Raw genomic sequence first — 20,600 nt, forward strand, 5'->3', positions numbered from 1 at the left:
CGTCCCTCAGCATTCGATAATGGCTTTGACCACGCCCTGGGACGGGTCCAGCAGCGTGGTGAACTGCGTGGTCACCTGGTCCAGTTTCATCCGGTGCGTGTTCAGCGCTGCGTCCGGGATCAGACCGTCGCGCAGGCACTGCTCAACGTAGCGAAAGTCTTCGACAGTGGCGTTGCGGCTGCCCATCAACGTCGCTTCGCGCTTGTGGAATTCGGGGTCGGAAAAGCTGATGGTGTCGCGCACGATGGACACCAGTACATATTTGCCACCGTGGGCGATGAACTCGAAGCCGCGCTCCATGGCCTTGGCATTGCCGGTGGCGTCGAACACAACGTCAAAGAACTCGCCGTGGGTCAGGTCTTCAAGCTGCTGCTTGTCGGTGTCGCCGATCAGCACGGCGTTGTCCACGTGCAGGTATTGCTGACAGAACGACAGTCGATCTTCGCGGGTATCGAGCACGGTGACGTTGGCACCGCGCAGGCGGGAAAAAATCGCTGCCGCCATGCCGATCGGGCCGGTGCCGACCACTAACGCGCGTTGCCCTTTCTGGATGTCCGAACGCCGCACCGCGTGGGCGCCGATGGAGAGGAATTCGATCATCGCTGCCTGGTCCAGCGTCACGCCGTTGGCCTTGAGCACGAAGCCATGGGGCAGACTCAGGTACTCGGTGAACGCGCCGTCGCGATGCACGCCCAATACCTGAATGCGCACGCAGCAGTTGGTTTTGCCCTGACGGCAGGCGATGCAGTCACCACAGGACAGGTACGGCATCACGTACACCAGATCCCCCGCTTCGAGCCCGCTGCCCGCCTCGCTTTCCTCGACGATGCCCGAGAACTCGTGGCCCATGACCCGGGGGTATTCAAGGAACGGCTGATTGCCGTTGAAGATGTGCAAGTCGGTTCCGCAGACCCCGACGCGCTTGATTCTGACCAAGGTCTCTCCCGGTGCGCGCGCAGGCTTGGCACGGTCTTGCGCCAGCAGGGATCCAGGTTTTTCGCAGACGACTGTAAGCATGGCTTTTCTCCAGACCAGGCACGCCGTGAGCGTTGATGGCGCGCGGGCCATCTGCTTGCGGGAGTGATCTTTTGTTGTTGTGATCCTGGGGGCGCGGCCTGATGCACGGCAACAGGGCCAGGCGCCGTTAGAAAAAAGCTACACAGGCAAATCGATATTGGCAAGACCAATTAAGTTAAAAGGTAATTGGCCTTACCAGATTATGGTTTTTGGAAAGACTGCCGATCAGGAGCTTAAATAGCTCAATGGCAGCTCAGTAGTCGATTTGATCTGCTCCATGGCGAAGCTCGAACTGATGTCCGTGATACCAGGCAAGCGGATCAATCGCTTGTACACCGCGTCGTAGCCTGCGATGTCTGGCACCACCATTCGCAGCATGTAATCGGTGTCGCCCGCCATGCGGTAGCACTCCACAACTTCAGGCAGCGTGGCCATCAACGCGTGAAAACGCTCCAGCCAGTCAGCGTTGTGCTGATTGGTACGGATCGCCGCAAAAACCGTCACGGTCACTTTCAGCTGCTTGGGGTCGAGCAATGCTACCCGCTGGCGGATGATGCCCTGCTCTTCCAGCTTTTGAACCCGCCGCCAGCAGGCCGTGCTGCCCAGGCCAATCGCGTCGGCTATCTCAGCGATGGGTCGGGTGCAGTCGGTCTGCAGGATGCTCAGAATCGCTTGATCGAACTTATCCAAGACGCTTGCTCCGGTGAGTAATGAAGGGGCCGGTTATGCCAAATGAGCACAACGATAAACCAGAATGAACAGTCGCTGGATTCAGATTCCTCAAAACCACCAAAAAAGCGAAATATATTCGCATTTATCTTTCTAAGGACGGCCACTTATCAATTTTTTTTCGGTTTGACGCTAGTAACCTTTTTGCATCTTCAGACAGCGCAGGCCGAACATGTCCAATCTCCCCCTATATTTCGATTACGCAGCCACCACGCCTGTCGATGACCGTGTCATCCAGCACATGGTCACCTGCCTTGGCAGAGAAGGCACTTTCGGTAACCCCGCCTCCAATTCCCACACCTATGGGAACCAGGCCCGCCAGTCCGTAGAGCTGGCCCGCCGGCAAGTGGCCGAGCTAGTAGGCACCCAAGCGCAAGCACTGGTCTGGACCTCGGGCGCAACAGAATCCAATAACCTGGCGATCAAGGGCGTCGCCTCAGGCAGCGAGCCTACGCGCCGCCACCTCATCACCAGCCGCATCGAACACAAAGCGGTCATCGACACCGTTCGCCAACTTGAGCAGGCCGGTCATCCGGTGACCTGGCTTGAACCGGACAGCCAGGGCCTCATCCAGCCTGAAGCAGTACGTCAGGCATTGCGCGCCGACACGCTGCTGGTGTCGCTGATGCTGGTGAACAATGAACTGGGCACTTTGACCGACATCGCCAGCATCGGGCGTATCGTTCGCGAACACGGGGCTATTTTCCATGTGGACGCTGCCCAGGGCACCGGCAAGGTCGCCATTGACCTGAGCAGTCTGGACGTCGACCTGATGTCCTTCTCCGCGCACAAAACCTACGGCCCCAAAGGCATCGGCGCCTTGTACATCGGCGAGCGCGCATGGCCGTTGCTGGACGCGCAAATGCACGGTGGCGGTCATGAACAGGGTTTTCGGTCCGGCACCCTGGCGACTCATCAAATCGTCGGCATGGGCGCTGCGTTTGCGTTGTCCAGCGCCGAGATGGTTGAGGAAACCCAACGCATCACTGCGCTGTCGGCCCGACTGCGCGACGGTCTGCTGAAGCTGCCCGGCGTCACGCTCAATGGCTGCGGGCAACAACGCATCCCCCATACGCTGAATGTCTGCGTCGACAGTCCGGGCTTCAATGTCATGAGCCTGTCCCACGCGCTGGCGGTGTCTTCCACCTCGGCCTGCAACTCGGCTGCCGGTGGCGCTTCCCACGTGTTGATGGCGTTGGGTCTGAGTCCTGAGAAAGCGGCCACCGGCGTACGCTTGAGCCTTGGCCGGTACACCCAGACAGAAGATGTGGACACAGCGATCGAGGCGTTGAGTGCGTGCCTCGTTAGTCAGCCTACGTTTTGGTAATTCAGCCTGATGGTGAAAAGTAGCCTCTACAAGCTACCTTTACGAAAGTAGCCTGTAGAGGCTACTTTTTGTATTTCTCCCTTGGTTTAGCCCACTGCCAGCACCAGCAATTTCGCCACAACCAAACCTATTCCGATACTGGTGGTGAAACTCAGCAGTGTCCCCAACAGCACGTATTCGCTCAGCGCCCGCTGCTCGATACCTTTGATGTCGTTGAAACGCAGAATGCTTTTTGCGGTGAGCAAGAAGCCGATGGCCTCCCATTGCTTGAGCAGAACAAACGTCAAAATCAGCACCCGCTCCAGGTAGCCGATCAAGGTACCGGCGCTCTTCAGTGTGCCTTGGGTGTTGACCGACGGCAGCCACGGACTGAGGATCGAACCAATCACCATCGACGCTGGCTTGAGCACCAATACATAGCCCAGCAGCAGTAAAAGGTTGTGCGGGTTGAGCATCCCCTTGAGGAACACCCACGCGGCGGGCCACTCCGCTTGAGCCGTCAACCAAACCCCGACGATGAACGCCAGGTTGATGCCGTAGCGCAGCGCGAACGCGAATTTCCAGGTGACTTTGCCCGCCAGCCAGCGCGTCACGGCCCAGCACGCACCGACCGCGAGCCCTGCCATCAGCGAAAACCCGACGCTGTTGCCGAACAGGTTAATGACTGAACCGAAGATCAGCGTGAACGCCACCACGGTGATCAAAACCAACCCCAGACCTCGGGGGCGTCTCGCTTTTGAGCGCCAGGACGACGACAGGTAATCGAGGCCGATGTGCCCCAGAATCAACAACAGCAGCAAAACCTGCGCATCACGCATCGGGTATCTCCTTGATCCATTGGCTGATGCTTTTCAAGTAGCGATCCAGCAGTCGGGCCTGGGCGCGGTTCAGGGTTTTGTTGACCGTGACCCGGGATTTGCCCAATGCCCGGGCGATGGTTTCCTGATCGGAGTCTTCGAGCAGATGCAGGCAGTAAGTCTGCGCTTCCACCACCGTCCACTTGTCCAGCACGGCGGCGACGAACTCAGTACTGAGTTCAGCCCGCTCGACAAACCGGTCGTTGCTGGAGAACACGGCGAGTGTGACCTTCTTCATGCCGTCCAGGCCTTGGCCGGACAAGACGAACGCTTCGCCATAACTGCCACGTGACTCGGCGGCACCAATGCCCACCGCCACTCGGGCATCCCAGCGTTCTTGTTTAGGGCTCGCGCCGATCAGACCCGCGCGGATGGCCAGCGCGCAATGCAGCGCCTGGCTGGCATCCTTGAGCTCTACCTGAAAACCATCGCCGCGGTAGGTCTGGGCCTTGAAGCCGTAGAGGGTCTTGAGGCCAGCCAGTATTTTTTTCAGGCCGGCGAGGTAGGCCTGGGTGTCGCCAACCGATCGCGAATGAATCAAATCACCGGTCAGCACCGCTTTAATCGTCATGGAAATATCCTGAATCACCGTCGCTATGACGTCACTATAGTGCACATAGCGAAAAGAGTAGCCTCTGGAGGCTACTTTACTAAATGTAGCCTCCAGAGGCTACTTTCTAAGATGTAGCCTGTGGGGGCTACTTTATCGAGTTCGCCATCCAATTATCGGCCTGACACAAATCCTGTAGGAGCGAACATGTTCGCGAGGCGGTGTATCTGGTGTACCGCGTCAAGGCGCTCGCCAACAAGTTGTCTCCTACAGAAAACGTCATCCAGGGTCCGATTATCGGCCTGACACAAATCCTGTAGGAGCGAGCGGTTCTAGATGTAAGCAACACTTCTCAACTGCGCCGCACTGCACCAGAATTGGCGGACAAGCCCGATACCGAGACTGAAATGACGATCAACTTCAACAGTGCCATCGAACGACGCGAGACGGGCAGTAAGAAATGGAGCCAGTACGCGGACGACGTTCTGCCAATGTGGGTTGCGGACATGGATTTACCCGTGGCGCCTGCCATTTTGAATGCGCTGCAAACGAGGCTGGCTCACCCGATGCTGGGTTATGCAGTGGCTCAGGACAGCTTGCGCGACACTCTGGTCAAGCATCTGTGGAGCGCCTATGCCTGGCGTATTCAGCCTGAAGACTTGGTGTTTTTGCCCGGCGTCGAGCCCGGCGTGAACATGGCACTCCATGCGTTGGTACCCAAGGGCGCCGCCGTAGCGTTGCAAACCCCGAACTACTCGCCATTGCTGCATGCGCCGGCCAACTGGCAATTACCGCGTATCGATCTGCCGCTCACCGTCGATGCCCGTGGCGAGTACCCCACCGACATCCCTGCGTTGGATCAAGCGCTCAAAAACGCAGGCGCCCTGCTCCTGAGCAATCCGCATAACCCGTTGGGCAAAGTGTTCAACCGCGAGGAACTGCAACTGATCGCTGACGCGTGCGGGCGCCACGATGTGCTGCTGATTTCCGACGAAATCCACGCCGACATCCTGTTCGACGGCAGGCGGCATATACCTATCGCCTCGATCAGTCCCGCTATCGCTGCGCGTAGTGTGACCCTGATGTCGGCCAGCAAGGCGTGGAACATCGCCGGGCTTAAAACCGCGTTTGCGGTGATTCAGAACCCTGAGCTGCGTCAGCGCTTCAACGCTGGGCGCCTGGGGCTGGTAGACAGCGTCAATGCCTTGGGGCTGGAGGCGACGCAGGTGGCATACAGCGACGGCGCCGACTGGCTGCGCGAGGTGAATGCCTACTTGCAGGAAAACCGCGACTATCTGGCGAACGCGATTCGCACCCGTCTGCCTGGCATCAAAATGCACTTGCCGCAAAGCACTTACCTGGCCTGGCTCGACTGCTCGGCGCTGGGATTGGAACACCCGCAGCGATTTTTCCTCGAACAGGCCAAAGTCGCGATGAGCGAGGGACTGGAGTTCGGTGAAGACTGTGGTCAGTTCGTGCGGCTGAATTTTGGCTGCCCGCGGGACATGCTCGAAGAAGCCCTGTCGCGCATGGAGCGCAGTCTCGCCGCGCGTGCATGAACCACTTCAGGCCGGCGATGCTCCGGCCTTGGCCTGTTGTTCCAGATGCAGTTGCAGGTCAGGTTCAAGCTTGAGTGCCCCGGCCAGTTCATCGAGATACGCGCGTTCGGCGTCTTGCTGGTCATCAACCAGCATCACGCTGGCCAGGTACATTTCCGAAGCCATGGCCGGGTCTTTGGCGGCCTGCGCGATGTCAGCGGCATCAAGTGGCCGGGCGACCTCCTCGTCCAGCCATTGCTGCAACTCGGGGTCGTCGGTGTGGCGGCCGATTTCAGCGCTGATCAGCTGCTTTTCCTGATCGTCGATCCGGCCATCCGCTTTGGCAGCGCCGATCAAAGCCCGCAGGATGGCATGGCTGTGATCCTCGACTTCGGGGCCGGCAAGTAAATCGACGGTGCGCAGATTCTGTGGGGGCGCTGCGCAAGGCTGCTGTTGTTGCTTCTGCCGCTGCCAGGCTTGATACGCCTGGAAGGCCATCATGCCAATCGAGGCAAGCGCAGCATAGTTGGTGCCGCCGGAACGCGATTGACCGCTACGTGGAATGCCAGCCCCGGAGCCGCCGCCCAACAGTCCGCCGAGCAAACCGCCGAGTCCTCCGGCACCGCCGCTGCTGGCAGAGCCGCCAAGCAACCCACCGAGCAAACCGCCCAGCCCGCCACCGATCCCGCCCAATCCCCCTGAAGCCGGGGCCCCATTGCCTGATTGCTGCGACGGTGAGCCGCGGCCACCGCGCAACAGTTGTTCCAGCAGATCAGTGGTGTTCATGACGATGTCCTCATTGATACCGTGTATTGGGTTAATCAAAGATAGCCCAGCCACGGGGATGCGGATGTTTGCCCGCCCGGAGGGCACAATCATCGACTCGGCCACTGTAGGAGCGCGCTTGCCCGCGATTGCGATTGATCAGGCAATGCATCAGCGACTGGACGAATGCTTTCTCGGGCAAGCGTGCTCCTACAAAGTCGGCGTTGCGGGTTCAATAGCCTAGGGACAACCCGGTATTACGCCGTGGATCGTTGGCTCCATAGAAACGGTTATTACCCACCGGCTTACCGCCCAATGACGGGGCACCGACCAGAATCGCCGCCAGGTGGTTGGCGTCCTGAGGACCGGCAAACTTGTGGCCCCAGCTTTCGAGGATCTTCTGGGTGTCGGGGCTGGTGGTGAAGGTTTCCAGATTGGTCTCCTCGGGCAGCCATTGCTGGTGGAAGCGTGGTGCGTCGACCGCTTCCTGGATGTTCATGCCGTAGTCGATGACATTCAGCATGGTCAGCAACGTGGCGGTAATGATCCGGCTGCCGCCCGGCGTACCGACCACCATCACTGTTTTGCCGTCCTTGGTGACGATGGTCGGGCTCATGGACGACAGCGGTGTTTTGTAGGGCGCGATGGCGTTGGCTTCGCCCTGCACCAGCCCGTACATGTTCGGCACGCCGATCTTGGCGGTGAAGTCGTCCATCTCATCGTTCAGCATCACGCCGGTGTTGCTCGCCATGACCCCGGCGCCGAACCAGTCGTTGAGCGTGTAGGTCACCGACACCGCGTTACCCCATTGATCAACGATGGAGTAATGGGTGGTGTTATTGCCCTCGTGAGGAGATACGCCGGGCTTGATATCCCGCGAGACCCCGGCCTTTTGCGGTTCAATGGCTGCCCGCAGCTGGGTGGCATAGGCCGGGTCTAGCAAATGAGTCAGTGGGTTTTTGACGAAATCCGGATCGCCCAGATAGCTGTTGCGGTCAACGTAGGCGTGACGCATGGCCTCGATCTGATAGTGCATGCCCTGGGCCGAGTGATAGCCCAGTTGTTGCATCGGGTAGCCTTCGAGAATGTTCATGATCTCGCAGATGACCACCCCGCCCGAACTCGGCGGCGGCGCGGAAATAACGTGATAGCCGCGATAATCACACTCGATGGGCGCCAGCTCCCGGGTCTTGTATTTGTCCAGGTCGGCCTGGGTGATGATGCCCTTCCCCGCCTGGCTTGAATCGACGATCGACTTCGCAACCCAACCCTTGTAGAAGCCGTCACTGCCCTTGGCGGCGATTTCCCCCAACGTCCTCGCCAGATCCCGTTGCACCAACCGGTCGCCGACCTTCATCGGCTCGCCGTTATTAAGAAAGATCGGACCGGAATCCTTGTCTTGCTTAAACTCCTCAGTAGCGGTCTCCAGCAGGTCGACATCACCCTGCTCCAGCATGAAGCCGTCCTGGGCCAGCTGGATCGCCGGGGCCATGACCTCCGCACGCTTTTTGGTGCCGTACTTGCTCAGCGCCAGCTCCATGCCGGAGACAGTGCCAGGCACGCCCACTGCCAGGTGGCCCTTGGAACTGAGGTTCGGTACCACGTTGCCAGCCTTGTCCAGGTACATATCAGCGGTGGCGGCCAGTGGTGCTTTTTCGCGGAAGTCCAGGAAGGTCTTGCGCCCGTCCGCCAACTGCACGGTCATGAAACCGCCGCCGCCCAAATTGCCTGCCGCCGGATACACCACCGCCAGCGCGTAGCCTACCGCGACGGCTGCATCGACAGCATTGCCGCCGGATTTGAGGACATCGACGCCCACGTGGGTGGCCAAGTGTTGCGCGGTCACCACCATGCCGTGTTCGCCGGCGACCGGGGCTTGGGAGGCGGCGTAAACGCAGGAGAAGCTCAGGGTGAGTGCCGTCGCAAGCAGCGACTTGGCAAAGGGTTGGTACTTCATCGGGGCAGCTCGCTATTTTGTTGTGATGTGGGACCGCGCCGCAGAGGCGGATGCAATCCATGCTCATTGAAAGTAGCGGCTCACGGGCAACTTACCCCATGCCAATGCGACCAAATCTTGCCGCGTTACGACTTCGCGCTGGCACTGTCGTCCCGTTTGACTGTCCGTTGAGTACCGCGCTGGACTTAAAGGGGACTGATTTATTTACGGTGACTCGCTGTACATAAATCAGTCCCGTACTGAAAATCCGCCTCGAACAAGTTCGCTCCTGCAAGGGGCGTAGGCGCAATACGCACAGGATGTCCAATGGCCCGCACTTTCCGCTCTCTTGAGGGCTACAACTACCGCGTATGGGCCATCGGCGCCCTGATCTCCAATATCGGCACCTGGATGCAGCGCACGGCACAAGACTGGCTGGTGCTGACTCAGCTCACCGAACAAAACGCCACCGCGCTGGGCGTGGTGCTGGCGTTGCAGTTTGGCCCGATGCTGTTGCTGCTGCCGTTCAGCGGCGCGGCCGCCGACCACTTCGACCGACGCAAATTGTTGATCGCCACCCAAGTGATGATGGGGTTGCTGGCCTTGGGTCTCGGCCTGCTGACGGTCACCGGCCATGTGACGCTGTGGCAGGTTTATGTGTTTGCGTTTCTCTCCGGCTGCGTTGCGGCATTCGATGCTCCGGCCCGGCAGACCTTCGTCTCGGACCTGGTGGACGAAAACCAGCTGTCGAACGCGGTGGCGCTCAATTCCCTGTCATTCAATGCCGCACGGATGATCGGCCCGGCAGTGGCTGGGGGGTTGATACCGTTTCTGGGGACGGGCTGGGTGCTGCTGAGCAATGCGATCACCTTTATTGCGATGATCTACGCCATGACGCGCTTGCGGACCAGCGAAATGCACGTGCGCGTCCGGCCTGTCCGCGCGCGGGGCAATCTGGTGGAGGGTTTTCGTTACGTGTGGAAGCGCCCGGACCTGAAGGCGCTGCTGCTGATGCTGTTTTTGGTAGGCACCTTCGGACTGAATTTTCCAATCTACATCTCGACCATGGCGGTCAGCGTGTATGGCGCAGGCTCCGGCCATTACGGCCTGCTGACGTCGATCATGGCGATTGGCTCGGTGACCGGCGCCCTGCTCGCGGCCAGACGCGGCAGACCCGGTGCCAAGTTGCTGCTGATCGCGATTTCAATCTTCGGCGCTGGCTTTGCGCTGGCGGCGTTAATGCCCAATTTCTGGCTGTTTGGCGCGGCGCTGTTTGTGCTGGGCATCTCGGCGCAGACCTTCACCACCTCGTCCAACAGCATGGTGCAGTTATCGACCGACCCGCTGATGCGTGGGCGGGTCATGGCGATTCTGCTGGCGACGACGCTGGGCGGCACCCCGGTCGGTGCGCCAATTGTCGGGTGGGTTGCCGACACCTTCGGCCCGCGCTGGGCAATGGGGATTGGTGGCGCATCGGGGATTGCAGCCGCGCTGGTGTGGGCGCGGTATCTGGTGAAGTACCGGGCATTGACGGTGCGGTTCAGCAGCGGGCGGTTGGTCTTTTCAATGGCCCCAGAGCATAAGCCGGTCCCTGAAGCGAGCAGCACCCTGTAGGAGCGAACTTGTTCGCGAGGCATTTCGGCTGACACACCGCGTCAATCCTCTCGCCAACAAGTTGGCTCCTACAGGAACGCGGCGTTTCAGATGTAGTGAAGCGAGGAGCACCCTGTAGGCGCGAATTTGTTCGCGAGGCATTTCGACAGACACACCGCGTCAATCCTCTCGCCAACAAGTTGGCTCCTACAGGAACGCGGCGTGCCAGATGTAGTGAAGCGAGGAGCACCCTGTAGGAGCGAACTTGTTCGCGAGGCATTTCGGCTGACACACCGCGTCAATCCTCTCGCCAACAAGTTGGCTCCTACAGGAACGCGGCGTGCCAGATGGATCGAATCAGCCGCCTCGCCAACCAGTTGGCTCCTGCAGAGGCCCGGCGTTACTCAGATCAAAACCACCGATCGTTGCGTTTGCGACCTCGGGTCAGTGCCGGCAGGATCAGGCCCAGCAGCAAACCGGCCCCGGCAATGCTGCCGCCGTAAACCATGTAGCGCATCAGCACCTGGTTGTTCTCGTCGCCCAGTTTCGCCTGGGTGGAGCGCAGTTCTGATTGCGCGTCAGTCAACTGCGCATTCAGATCCTTGGCCCGGGCTTCAAGCTCATCGACCAGTTTCTTGCGCGAATCCAGGGTTTCCTGCATGCCCTGCACTTTGGTTTTCCAGTCGTCGTCGATGGTCTTCAGCTGGCCGCTGAGGTCGGTGACCTGCTGGGTCAACTGCGGCAAGCGCTCGGTCTGACCCGGCACTTGCTGCAAATCATTGGACGCAATCCATACCAAATCGCCGGAGTTGCCGCGAACCTGGCTGTAATCGCCCTGAGTATTGACCAACTCGACTTTCTGGCCGGATTTAAGCGTGCCGACAATGCGGTAACCGTCAGTAGGACCGCTGCGCACATAGGTGCTCAAAGTGTCGCTGACCCAGCGGTCTTTGGCGTTGGTTTCGGCATGGGCGCCGACACACACTGTGAGCAACGTGCCAAAAAGGCCCGCGCTCAGCAGACGGCGTCGCGCGCCAGAGGTGAAAAAGGATGCAGGCGAAATACGAAAGGAGGACTGAAATGGCGACATGGAAAGATCTTCAAAAAATAAAAAGATAAGGCCTGGATGGTCGGGCCGGTGAAGATGGACAGAGCCTGCGCCTGCAGCGACGGGCATCACGCTGCAACTGCTGGAGAAGACAGGCGCGCGGAAAAATCGTGACAACCGCCGGGCGCTCGTAAACCCGACACCACTTGCCGCGCAGTGGTCAACAGACCGTTTAAAAAGTGTCAGGTTCACTACAGAGGCGTGACGTTCGTCAGACAGTTGATTGAGTGATGTAGGAAATGGCGCCATCAAGCCAGATAGCATGGACCGGAAGTCCAACGTTCTGTAGGAGCCAACTTGTTGGCGAGACGGCTGATGCGGTGGGTCAGTCAGGACGCTTCGCGAACAAGTTCGCTCCTACAGATATTCACGTACGGCGTAGTCTGCGGATTACTCTTCCCACTCCGCCTTGGCGATTTTCAGGCCGTGCAGCCCGTTGTAAGCGGCCCGTTCCGGCGATTTCCAGCCGTCGAGCAATTGCGGGTCGACGTCGTAAATCTCCACTCCCAAAGGACGACACACGCTCAATGGGTCTTGCGCATCAGGCCCCCACATCGGCAGCGACAAATCCCCGCCGGGGCATGTTGACAGCGCGCACAACAGATCGATTTCGGCGAAAAACTCCAGGTAATCACCCTTCTGCGCCGGGCACGCCTTCATGAAGTACATGTCATCGTGATTCAACCCGGTGCACTGAAAGATGTTCAGCACGTCATGCACGTCGAACTCAGTCAGGCCATGAGGCAGGACCGCGCGGGTCAGGTTGGAATGGCAGTGATGGTGAAAATCCTCCCCGGTGAGCATCTTGTTGACGTAGGGATCACAGCGCGTGCCAAGCAGATCGTGCAACCGGCCACCGTGTTCGTCGGTGCCGTAGCTGGCAAGGCTGTCATCGGTGATGGTGACCATCGGCCGCAAAAAAGGCAGGTTCGACCACAAGCGGTCATGGGTCGTGACGTGTGCGCCCTGCAATTGCCGGGTGCGCGCCGCCCAGAGACGTTCGCGGGGATCGTTGGCGTTCCACACATTGAAGTCGCCCACCTGCGGCCCCACCGGTGTGGTGACGCGAAACACTTGCCCGGCCTTGACCTTCCATGCCCGCCCGGTGCGTATCGGCACTTCAAATTGCTCCACCAGCGTGCGGTTTTCCTGGCGCTCGCGCAGACGCTCGTAAAACGCCGTATCAACCTGCAACGCCGCGCCTTTACTGACTTGATAGGCGGCTGGGTAGTCTTTGTACATGGGGCGATTCCTCTTGCTGTTCGAGCCCGTTGGCGGGTTTGGCTGAGTCGAGACAGCATAGGGCATGCCAACCTCTTTCGCGGCGGTGACTGGCTCATCACTGTAGGAGCGAACTTGTTCGCGAGAAACGATGGTTCTGCCCAAAAATGGCTGAATCTGACGGCCTATCCGCGATCAGCCCCGCTCCCACGGAACCAGTGTTTACTGGCGATTTACGCGGCGATGCAGGTCAGTCAGGCTGGGAACGGACCTGTCCGCGAAGGCGAGGTGTCAGGCGATGAGTAACTTTTATCGATGCACTCCCTCCACACCCCACGAATCATGTCCTTCATCAGCAACGCTTCTTCCCAGCGATCGGTAATGTCGTGGCCGTCGCGGCCGGTGATTGCATAGGGTGGCGGCCCCAGTTCACAGGTGAACGACAGACTGCCGGGCACGGCGTCCCGCTTGAGCCAATCCTCGATCCCGTAGCGCCACCAGCCCATGAATAGCTCCAGCCAGGGCTTGTGCTGGTCGAAGGTGATCGGCACTTGCACCTGCTCGCAACTGGCGACCCGGCCATGAAAGCCCCAACTGTGGCGCAGAATGGTCTCGATCTGCGCCTGATCATCATCGCCGGGCGGCAGCGGAATTTCGCGGCCGACCACATAGTGAGACAGGTCCGCCAGCAGCTTGAGGTCAGGCATTTCAGCCAGCAGATCCAGGGTGAAAAACAGGTCGTTGCTCAACCGATAGCGATGGGTTTCCAGCAGAACCGGAAAGTCCACCTGCTCGGCCAGACGCTGCCAGCCCTCCACCAGCCTGATTGCTTCTTTCAGCGAACGCGGACGGACATCCGCCTGCAGCGTCAGGTGATGGCAGCCGAACTCGGTGGCAATCTCCAGCGCCGGTATCAGGTCCTCCACCGTTTGTGGGAACAGCTGCCCCTCGACTTGTAGCCCCGACGCGCGGGCGATTACCGAAAGCTGACGCGCCTCATCGATCTGCCAATAGTGCCCGGTCACGCCGTCGAATCCGGCCTCGGCGATCTGCTGGACCTGCTGCTCAAGGGACAACGGCGATTGCCCCTTGGCATCGAGCATGGCCCACAGGGATTGAAACACCAGAAACTCACGCATGTTCGCCTCGCAGCAGTTGCCTGAGGGGGACCTCGGGATCACTGAGCGTGCCTACCGACACGCTGATGCGTCCCTCGATCAGCCGTTCGCACAACTTGATGTCCTTAGCAATGCTGTTGCCCATCCCCCAACCGCTGGCTCCGACTACATGCCCTGACTGATCGAGATACAGCAGCAGGAAACCGTCGCCTTTGACGGGCCGCTCGATGAGGGTCGCGTCGCGGGGCATGGCGCCCACGGTTTGCATGCCGAACTCATAGTGATCGGACCAGAACCCCGGCGTGGTGGTAAACGCCTGCTGCTGGCCGAGCATGTTCAGTGCCGCCAGCCGGCCTTGAGTTTCAGCATTGCGCCAGGTTTCCTGACGCTGAAATTGCCCCAACAGGTCCTGAAATTCACACACGTCCCCTGCCGCGTAGATGTCTGGCGCACTGGTTTGCAGATAGCGATCAACCTTGATACCGCTGCCTGTTTCGAGCCCCGCCTCGCTGGCCAGTTGCAGGTTGGGCTGCATGCCAATGCCGACCAACAGCGCGTCGCAGATCAGTGTTTGACCACCGACCAATGTGACCGACTGAACCGAGCCAACACCCTGAACGCTTTCAATCAGCGCATTCAAGTGCACGGCAACGCCTTTGCTTTGGTGCAGCGCCAGCAGTTCGGCGGATATCCGCTCGGGCAGCACGCGGCTTGCCAAGCGGGCCCCGGCTTCGATCACGCTGACCTGACAGCCACGCTCGCGGGCCGTGGCTGCGACTTCAAGACCAATAAAACCTCCACCGACCACAAGCAATCTCGCGCCGGGTTGCAGCGCCGATTGCAGGCGTAACGATTCATCGACCGTGCGCAGGTAATGCACGTTACTCAGGAGGGTTTCGTCCATCGGCAAGTTGCGTGAACGGCCACCGGTGGCCAGCAGCAGTTTCGAATACTCCAGGCAAACGCCGTTGCTCAGGAGCACGCGATGTTCGAGAGGCTCGATCCGCGCCACCTTCACGCCCCCCAGATGCTCGATATTCAGGCCGAGCAAGCTGGCTTCATTGAACAAGCTGCACGCTGGCAGGGACGACTCGCCCTTGAGCAAACCCTTGGACAATGGCGGGCGTTCATAGGGCAAATGCGCTTCGTCGCCGATCAGCACGATGCGCCCTGCATAGCCTGCTTCGCGCAGTGTCAATGCCGCGCGCCCTCCGGCATGCCCTGCCCCGACGATGATCATCGTGTCTGTGTGTTTAACGCCACTCACGATGCCGCGCCCAAGGTATTGAGCAGCACCCTGCCCGACTCGACCTTCACCGGATAGGTTTTGAGATTGACGCACACTGGAGCGCCCTGGGCCTTGCCGTTGCGGTAGTCAAAACGCCCATTGTGCTTGGGGCACTCGATGATGAAATCCATCACCAACCCGTCGGCGAGGTGGATGTGTTCGTGAGTGCACAGGCCGTCGGTGGCGTAAAAATCGCTCTCGGCGGAGCGGTAGACGGCATAGGTTTTTTCCTGATGATCGAAGCGGATGACGTCTTCTTCGTCGATGTCATCCACCAGGCACACTTCAACCCATTGATCGCTCATGGCAATGTTCTCTTGTTATAGGGTGCAAAAAGGTTGATCAGCCGAGTGCAGACTCAGCCGGTGTAACCGTCGTGGTCGATTCAGTCGCCCTGACTGGCCGCTTGATGTAATAGGTCGGGTCCTTTCGCTGCTTTAACAGCGCGGGAATGATCTCCCGATAGGCTTCGGCCAGGCCGTTGTAAGGCGGCGGGCAGTCAGCTTTTATTTCCTCATGAAGTTGCGCCAGCGAGTAATACGGCACCATCGGGAACATGTGGTGTTCCAGGTGGTAGTTCATGTCGGAATAAAAAAACCGGAACAGCTGGTTCATGTAAATCGTGCGGCAGTTCTTGCGATGATCCAGCTCGTCTTCGGCCAGACCCACGTGTTGCGTCAGCCCGAAGATATAACTCAACCAGCCGCCATACATCGTCGGCAACAGCACGTACATCATGGGCAGCCAGGTATTGAAATACAGTGCAGTGCCGATCACCACCCCGTGGATCGCCAGCCATATGCGCGCAGTGCGAAATACTTTTGGCCATTCGGATTCAGGGATAAAGGTTCTTTCTTCGTCGTTGATTTTCCCTGCTGCGTGCAGAAACAGTGACTTGAAAATACCAATCACGTGGGGCACCGACAGCAGCTTGAGAAACATCGTCCCCAGGCGCGGCGGACGGGGTTCGACAATCTCCGGATCACGACCGACGATGATGGTGTCGGTGTGATGCCGCGCGTGGCTCCAGCGCCAGACTTGCGGCTCGTACATGACCATGAAACACGCCAGCTGGTAGACCACGTCGTTCATCCAGCGGGTCTTGAACGCGGTGCCGTGGCCGGTTTCGTGCCAGCGTGAGTTGGCCGCCGAGCCGTACAACAAACCGTACACCAGGAAGAACGGTACGCAGGCAACACTCCCCCAAAACACGTAGCCACCGACGCCGCTGATCACTAATGCGCCCAGCCACAAAACTGTGTCGCGCAGCGCGCGAGAATCGTTGCGCTGCATCAATTCTTTCATGCGTTTGCGCGGAACGGCGCACTGATACCAGGTGGCGTTGGCAAGTCCTGCATCCACCGCACTTTGCGCGTTCGCCCCGGTCAGGCTGTAGTCTCTGCGCCGGACAGGATCTCGCGGAATCTGGGACATTGTTATTGTTCTCCACAATTAAAGTCGGGCGCAGAACGTGCAGTGCCTGCGCGGTCTTGATCACCGAAGACAATAAAAATATAGAGAGCCAGGACAGTGCTCACAACGGCTGGAAAGTATTCTCTATCAAGCTATCATCCAGCCCTGAAACGCCTTGATAGTTTTCTATCAAATGGGTGCTAAAAGTCTTGTGTAGGAGCGAATTCATTCGCGAGAAGCTCGTGCAGCCAGCACATCTTTTGTCGCCGCAAACATCGTCTCGCGAATAAATTCGCTCCTACAGGGTTGCGCTGTGAATAATAAAAACAATGCTTCGACCAAACGCCCAACGATTGCCAGCGTGGCCGTGTATGCGAAGTTAAGTGTCGCGACGGTGGACCGGGTGCTGAACGCCAGGGCGCCCGTCAGTCCGGACACCGCGCAGAAGGTTTATCAGGCCGCCGAGGCTGTCGGCTATTTCGCCGCGCGGCTGATATCCCAGCGCATCAACGAGAAGAAACCGGCCTGGCATTTTGGCTTTCTGCTGCTGGGCACTTCCCAGACCTTTTACAGCAGCCTGAGCGACGCAATTGTCGAGCAGGCCCGGCGCACGCAAAGTGCCAATATCGCCTGTCATGTCGAACTGATTCACGACCGCTCGCCGCAATCGATCGCCGCGCAGATTCATCAATTGGCCGAGCGCTGTCAGTGCCTGGCACTGGTGAGTTTCGAGCATCCGTTGATCCTCGATGCCATCGAAGCGGTGCGCTTGAAAGGCGTGCGGGTGGTGTCGCTGCTTACTGATTTGCCGACCCGCGAGCCGGGCGCTTATGTCGGGGTGGACAACCATGAGGTAGGGCGCACGGCGGGTTGGCTGATCGCCCATGGCGCAAGATCTGGCGCGGGGTCGGTGGCGGTCTTGGTCGGAGGGCACCGCTTCCTGGGGCATGAAAAACGCGAAGCCGGACTGCGCAGTTATTTTGAAGAAAAGCTGCCAGCCATTCGCGTGCTGCCCACAGTAATCACCATGGACAACGGTGCGATCAGCGAAGAAGCCACCCTTGATCTGCTGGCACGCCACCCGGATCTGTGCGGTTTGTATGTAGCAGGCGGTGGCGTCGAAGGTGTGGTCAGCGCGCTGGCCGCGTCCCCGGATCGCCCGCCGATGACCGTGATTTTGCAGGAGTCGACCCAAGAATCCCGCCAGGCCATGCGCAAGGGACTGGTCACTTTGGTGATCGATTCACAACCGGCACTGATTGCCCAGGCCTTGATCGAACTGATGCTGCAATTGCCGGGCGCCGAGTTGATCGATCCCCAGCGCCATCGCGTGTTCGTGCCGTTGCAGATCGTCACGCCGGAGAATTTTTAATCCAGCGGCGTAGCTTGGGAACCAACGGCACCGGCTTCAAGACGATGTGCCGGAATGAATCCGATCTCTGTAGGAGCGCACGAGCAACGCGAGGCCGCGATCCAGTGCGCAGCGCTGGCAGCTTTTACGACTGCTGCGCAGCCGATCGCGGCCTCGCGTTGCTCGTACGCTCCTACAGGTTTTGCATCGCCATTTGTGCCGTTGCAAATCGTCACGCCGGAGAATTTTTAATCCAGTGACGCAGATTGGGGACCAACGCCCCTGGGCTCCAAGACTATGTGCCGGAATGAATCCGATCTCTGTATGAGCGCACGAGCAACGCGAGGCCGCGATCCAGTGCGCAGCGCTGGCAGCTTTTACGACTGCTGCGCAGCCGATCGAGGCCTCGCGTTGCTCGTGCGCTCCTACAGGTTTTGCGTTGCCTTTTGTGCCGTTGCAAATCGTCACGCCGGAGAATTTTTAATCCAGTGACGTAGCTTGGGGACCAACGCCCCTGGGCTCCAAGACTATGTGCCGGAATGAATCAGATCTCTGTAGGAGCGTACGAGCAACGCGAGGCCGCGATCCAGTGCGCAGCGCTGGCGCTTTTACGACTGCTGCGCAGCCGATCGCGGCCTCGCGTTGCTCGTGCGCTCCTACAGGTTTTGCGTCGCCTTTCGTGCCGCTGCAGATCGTCGGCAAGCCGGACTCCTACGGCCTCCGGCCAGAATTAAAGCCGAGCGTTCCCCGAATTGTCACGCCATCCGCTTACTGCGCAACTGCGCTACCGCCTCGCGAAACTGCTGCAACGGCCAACGCTGCTCCAGCGCCTGCGCCATCAACTGTTGCGCGGTCTGCGGCGCGAGGCCGTTGAGCGGTGGGTCAGTGTCCAGATTGGTGGGGAACGAATAACCATCCGCCGTGTGCGAAATCACCGACTCCACACTGGCGTTGTCCAGCTCGTCGTCCTCTAGCCCCTTCAACATTAGCGGATACACCGCCAGCATCATCGCGTCGCGGTCGATGCTTTCCATCGGTTTGCCGAACGCCGAAGAAATCTGCAGCAGATTGGCCATGCGATGAAAGTCCGCCGTGCGGTTACTGCCCGCCGCATGAAACAGCGCTGGATTGAAGAACAACAGGTCGCCCTTGTTCAGCGCCAGTTGCACCGCGTGCTCAGCGAAGTAGTCGATGAAGCGCTGATCCCGCCACGCCAGATACCCCGACTCGTACCGCTGTGAAAACGGCAGCAACAACGTTGGCCCGCTCTCCAGCGGCATGTCGGTATGGGCAATCGCGCCTTGCAGCGTCAGGTATTGCGACAGCAGATGCAGCGGCAACCCAAAGCGCGCTGCCACCTCTGTAGTCTGGAACCCCAAGTGATAATCACGATGGGGTTGCTGCGCCTGTCCGCCGGGACGCACCACGTTGACTTGGGCGGTGGTCTGAAAGTAAGGCCCCAGCCAGCTTTCAGCGATCAACCCCAGCAGCGGATTGGCGTAGTACTCGATGAACGATTGCGGCGACAGCTCGGCCGCTTTTTGCAGGGAATTCCAGATCCGTCCATTGGCCCCGGCCTTGGCGAAATGATCGGCCGCGGCGCCACGTTCCGCCTCTAGCGCCAGTATCTGCTCGAACACGGCGCTGTGGCGGTCGACCACCGCAGTGTCGGGATAAGCGTTACGTACCACCAATACGCCAGAGCCGTGACGAAAAACATGGTGCAACTCGCTGAGGATCGCCACCCGGTCCGCCGCAGAGGCATCGCGTAACGCTTGGGCGTCGTAGATCACCACGCGCTTGATGACCTCGCGGCTAGTTGGGTAATCCGCCGTCGCAACGCTCTGTTCGCACAAACCCGCGAAGGCCTCGATGTCGAGCTCTGCCGCACTGCCGAACAGGCTCACTGCCCTGCTCCGTCCGCTCCCTTCAAGTTCAGCGGGGCATCAGGCCGTGGCGTCGAACCGTCGCCGCAACCGAAGACGCCCTGTTCCAGGTCGATCACCGAGCCGGTCATCATGCCGGACTGCTCCGAGAGTAAAAACGCCACGCTGTTGGCAACCTCTTGTGGCTTGAGCAATCGTCCGAACGGCGATTGAGCTTCAGCCCTGGAAAGCCAGTCGTCGCCGGCGCCATGGTATTTGCGCTGGATTTCATCTTCGTGGGGCGTGTCCATCCAGCCGATGTTCAGGCCGTTGACGCGGATGCGGTTGTGCAAAGCGCTGAACGCAACGTTCTTGGTCAAAATCGCCAGCGCGCCCTTGGACGTGGCGTACGCCGAGAGGAAAGATTGCCCGCCATGCCCGCTGACGCTCTGGATGTTGACAATGGCGCCCTCGACCCCGCCTGCGATCATCAGCTTGATGGTGTCTTGCATCAGGAAAAACGGCGCGCGGACGTTGACTGCAAAGATGCGATCGAACAGCTCCTGCGAGGTATCAAGGATGGTGCCGCGATCCGACATGCCGGCGCAATTGACCAGCCCGTGGACAGTGCCGAAGTGCTGTTTGGCGGCGGCCACTACGCGGCGGCAATCTTCCACGCTTTCCATGTCGGCTTCGACGAAGTGCGTCTTGCAGTCCAGTTCGCTCAGTTGGCGCGCCTGCTGTTCGCCCTTGTCGCGGCTGCGCCCGCAGATGATCAGACCCGCCGCGCCCCGTTGCGCCAGGGTCAGCGCAACTGCTGCGCCCAGGCCTTGCGTGCTGCCGGTGACAATGTAGTAACGGCCGGTGAAGGATGACGAAAGATCGAGTGCTGCTGACATGCGTGTCTCCTGCGGTTTTTATTAT

18 protein-coding genes are annotated in these 20,600 nt (G+C 59.5%); 4 read left to right on the top strand and 14 right to left on the bottom strand.

Annotation, left to right across the window (positions count from 1 at the left end; translation table 11 throughout):
- Positions 1 to 6: 6 nt before the first annotated feature.
- Together ACWKV9_RS08965 and ACWKV9_RS08970 are read right to left on the bottom strand one after the other, a co-directional pair.
- Positions 7 to 1,017, bottom strand: coding sequence for a zinc-binding alcohol dehydrogenase family protein (locus ACWKV9_RS08965; protein ID WP_483835752.1), 1,011 nt, complete (start codon positions 1,015 to 1,017; stop codon positions 7 to 9).
- Between the two features lie 225 nt (positions 1,018 to 1,242).
- The gene (locus tag ACWKV9_RS08970) at positions 1,243 to 1,707 is read right to left on the bottom strand and encodes an Lrp/AsnC family transcriptional regulator (RefSeq protein WP_483835753.1); all 465 of its coding nucleotides are present in this window, start codon (positions 1,705 to 1,707) and stop codon (positions 1,243 to 1,245) included.
- Between the two features lie 211 nt (positions 1,708 to 1,918).
- On the opposite strand from ACWKV9_RS08970, the gene ACWKV9_RS08975 reads away from it, so the two are divergent.
- Positions 1,919 to 3,073, top strand: coding sequence for an aminotransferase class V-fold PLP-dependent enzyme (locus ACWKV9_RS08975; protein ID WP_483835754.1), 1,155 nt, complete (start codon positions 1,919 to 1,921; stop codon positions 3,071 to 3,073).
- Between the two features lie 86 nt (positions 3,074 to 3,159).
- On the opposite strand, the gene ACWKV9_RS08980 is transcribed toward ACWKV9_RS08975, so the two are convergent.
- Both ACWKV9_RS08980 and ACWKV9_RS08985 read right to left on the bottom strand, forming a co-directional pair.
- Positions 3,160 to 3,891, bottom strand: coding sequence for a hypothetical protein (locus tag ACWKV9_RS08980; protein WP_483835755.1), 732 nt, complete (start codon positions 3,889 to 3,891; stop codon positions 3,160 to 3,162).
- Positions 3,884 to 4,501: a sigma-70 RNA polymerase sigma factor region 4 domain-containing protein gene (locus ACWKV9_RS08985; RefSeq protein WP_483835756.1), complete on the bottom strand. Its 618-nt coding sequence runs from the start codon at positions 4,499 to 4,501 to the stop codon at positions 3,884 to 3,886. The genes ACWKV9_RS08980 and ACWKV9_RS08985 overlap by 8 nt, the downstream gene beginning before the upstream one ends.
- 386 nt (positions 4,502 to 4,887) lie before the next feature.
- Here ACWKV9_RS08985 and ACWKV9_RS08990 point away from each other — a divergent pair, with 386 nt between their 5' ends.
- The gene (locus ACWKV9_RS08990) at positions 4,888 to 6,039 is read left to right on the top strand and encodes a MalY/PatB family protein (protein WP_483835757.1); all 1,152 of its coding nucleotides are present in this window, start codon (positions 4,888 to 4,890) and stop codon (positions 6,037 to 6,039) included.
- A gap of 6 nt (positions 6,040 to 6,045) precedes the next feature.
- Here ACWKV9_RS08990 and ACWKV9_RS08995 read toward each other — a convergent pair whose 3' ends face one another.
- The gene (locus ACWKV9_RS08995) at positions 6,046 to 6,804 is read right to left on the bottom strand and encodes a tellurite resistance TerB family protein (RefSeq protein ID WP_483835758.1); all 759 of its coding nucleotides are present in this window, start codon (positions 6,802 to 6,804) and stop codon (positions 6,046 to 6,048) included.
- Between the two features lie 211 nt (positions 6,805 to 7,015).
- Entirely contained in the window at positions 7,016 to 8,740 is a 1,725-nt protein-coding gene (gene ggt, locus ACWKV9_RS09000; RefSeq protein WP_483835759.1) for a gamma-glutamyltransferase, read from the bottom strand.
- A 306-nt stretch (positions 8,741 to 9,046) separates the two neighbouring features.
- On the opposite strand from ggt, the gene ACWKV9_RS09005 reads away from it, so the two are divergent.
- Positions 9,047 to 10,333, top strand: a complete 1,287-nt coding sequence (locus tag ACWKV9_RS09005) for an MFS transporter (protein WP_483835760.1) — start codon at positions 9,047 to 9,049, stop codon at positions 10,331 to 10,333.
- Positions 10,334 to 10,721: 388 nt separating this feature from the next.
- Here ACWKV9_RS09005 and ACWKV9_RS09010 read toward each other — a convergent pair whose 3' ends face one another.
- From ACWKV9_RS09010 to ACWKV9_RS09035, 6 genes are all read right to left on the bottom strand, one after another.
- Positions 10,722 to 11,402 (bottom strand): TIGR04211 family SH3 domain-containing protein, encoded by a 681-nt coding sequence (locus ACWKV9_RS09010; protein WP_483835761.1) that lies wholly within the window; start codon positions 11,400 to 11,402, stop codon positions 10,722 to 10,724.
- Positions 11,403 to 11,810: 408 nt separating this feature from the next.
- A complete protein-coding gene (locus tag ACWKV9_RS09015; RefSeq protein WP_483835762.1) occupies positions 11,811 to 12,662 on the bottom strand; it encodes an urea carboxylase-associated family protein in 852 nt (283 codons plus the stop codon).
- 233 nt (positions 12,663 to 12,895) lie between these two features.
- Positions 12,896 to 13,780, bottom strand: a complete 885-nt coding sequence (locus ACWKV9_RS09020) for a sugar phosphate isomerase/epimerase family protein (RefSeq protein ID WP_483835763.1) — start codon at positions 13,778 to 13,780, stop codon at positions 12,896 to 12,898.
- The gene (locus ACWKV9_RS09025; RefSeq protein WP_483835976.1) at positions 13,773 to 14,999 is read right to left on the bottom strand and encodes an NAD(P)/FAD-dependent oxidoreductase; all 1,227 of its coding nucleotides are present in this window, start codon (positions 14,997 to 14,999) and stop codon (positions 13,773 to 13,775) included. The genes ACWKV9_RS09020 and ACWKV9_RS09025 overlap by 8 nt, the downstream gene beginning before the upstream one ends.
- A gap of 23 nt (positions 15,000 to 15,022) precedes the next feature.
- The gene (locus ACWKV9_RS09030; protein WP_483835764.1) at positions 15,023 to 15,352 is read right to left on the bottom strand and encodes a MocE family 2Fe-2S type ferredoxin; all 330 of its coding nucleotides are present in this window, start codon (positions 15,350 to 15,352) and stop codon (positions 15,023 to 15,025) included.
- 37 nt (positions 15,353 to 15,389) lie between these two features.
- Positions 15,390 to 16,481 carry a fatty acid desaturase family protein gene (locus tag ACWKV9_RS09035; RefSeq protein WP_483835765.1) on the bottom strand — a complete coding sequence of 364 codons (1,092 nt, stop codon included), beginning with the start codon at positions 16,479 to 16,481 and terminating at the stop codon, positions 15,390 to 15,392.
- 292 nt (positions 16,482 to 16,773) lie between these two features.
- Between ACWKV9_RS09035 and ACWKV9_RS09040 the strand changes: the two genes are divergently transcribed.
- Positions 16,774 to 17,832: a LacI family DNA-binding transcriptional regulator gene (locus tag ACWKV9_RS09040; protein WP_483835766.1), complete on the top strand. Its 1,059-nt coding sequence runs from the start codon at positions 16,774 to 16,776 to the stop codon at positions 17,830 to 17,832.
- A 734-nt stretch (positions 17,833 to 18,566) separates the two neighbouring features.
- On the opposite strand, the gene ACWKV9_RS09045 is transcribed toward ACWKV9_RS09040, so the two are convergent.
- Together ACWKV9_RS09045 and ACWKV9_RS09050 are read right to left on the bottom strand one after the other, a co-directional pair.
- Positions 18,567 to 19,718: a phytanoyl-CoA dioxygenase family protein gene (locus ACWKV9_RS09045; protein ID WP_483835767.1), complete on the bottom strand. Its 1,152-nt coding sequence runs from the start codon at positions 19,716 to 19,718 to the stop codon at positions 18,567 to 18,569.
- Positions 19,715 to 20,575, bottom strand: a complete 861-nt coding sequence (locus ACWKV9_RS09050) for an SDR family oxidoreductase (protein ID WP_483835768.1) — start codon at positions 20,573 to 20,575, stop codon at positions 19,715 to 19,717. Before ACWKV9_RS09050 ends, ACWKV9_RS09045 begins: the two co-directional genes overlap by 4 nt.
- Between the last annotated feature and the right edge of the window lie 25 nt (positions 20,576 to 20,600).

Source organism: Pseudomonas corni (assembly GCF_057128765.1).

Bases quoted from the DNA above. Each gene is read 5' to 3' on its own strand.
- ACWKV9_RS08965 (WP_483835752.1), bottom strand. From the start codon at position 1,017: ATGCTTACAGTCGTCTGCGAAAAACCTGGATCCCTGCTGGCGCAAGAC.
- ACWKV9_RS08975 (WP_483835754.1), top strand. From the start codon at position 1,919: ATGTCCAATCTCCCCCTATATTTCGATTACGCAGCCACCACGCCTGTC.
- ACWKV9_RS08980 (WP_483835755.1), bottom strand. From the start codon at position 3,891: ATGCGTGATGCGCAGGTTTTGCTGCTGTTGTTGATTCTGGGGCACATC.
- ACWKV9_RS08985 (WP_483835756.1), bottom strand. From the start codon at position 4,501: ATGACGATTAAAGCGGTGCTGACCGGTGATTTGATTCATTCGCGATCG.
- ACWKV9_RS08990 (WP_483835757.1), top strand. From the start codon at position 4,888: ATGACGATCAACTTCAACAGTGCCATCGAACGACGCGAGACGGGCAGT.
- ACWKV9_RS08995 (WP_483835758.1), bottom strand. From the start codon at position 6,804: ATGAACACCACTGATCTGCTGGAACAACTGTTGCGCGGTGGCCGCGGC.
- ggt (WP_483835759.1), bottom strand. From the start codon at position 8,740: ATGAAGTACCAACCCTTTGCCAAGTCGCTGCTTGCGACGGCACTCACC.
- ACWKV9_RS09005 (WP_483835760.1), top strand. From the start codon at position 9,047: ATGGCCCGCACTTTCCGCTCTCTTGAGGGCTACAACTACCGCGTATGG.
- ACWKV9_RS09010 (WP_483835761.1), bottom strand. From the start codon at position 11,402: ATGTCGCCATTTCAGTCCTCCTTTCGTATTTCGCCTGCATCCTTTTTC.
- ACWKV9_RS09015 (WP_483835762.1), bottom strand. From the start codon at position 12,662: ATGTACAAAGACTACCCAGCCGCCTATCAAGTCAGTAAAGGCGCGGCG.
- ACWKV9_RS09020 (WP_483835763.1), bottom strand. From the start codon at position 13,780: ATGCGTGAGTTTCTGGTGTTTCAATCCCTGTGGGCCATGCTCGATGCC.
- ACWKV9_RS09025 (WP_483835976.1), bottom strand. From the start codon at position 14,999: ATGATCATCGTCGGGGCAGGGCATGCCGGAGGGCGCGCGGCATTGACA.
- ACWKV9_RS09030 (WP_483835764.1), bottom strand. From the start codon at position 15,352: ATGAGCGATCAATGGGTTGAAGTGTGCCTGGTGGATGACATCGACGAA.
- ACWKV9_RS09035 (WP_483835765.1), bottom strand. From the start codon at position 16,481: ATGTCCCAGATTCCGCGAGATCCTGTCCGGCGCAGAGACTACAGCCTG.
- ACWKV9_RS09050 (WP_483835768.1), bottom strand. From the start codon at position 20,575: ATGTCAGCAGCACTCGATCTTTCGTCATCCTTCACCGGCCGTTACTAC.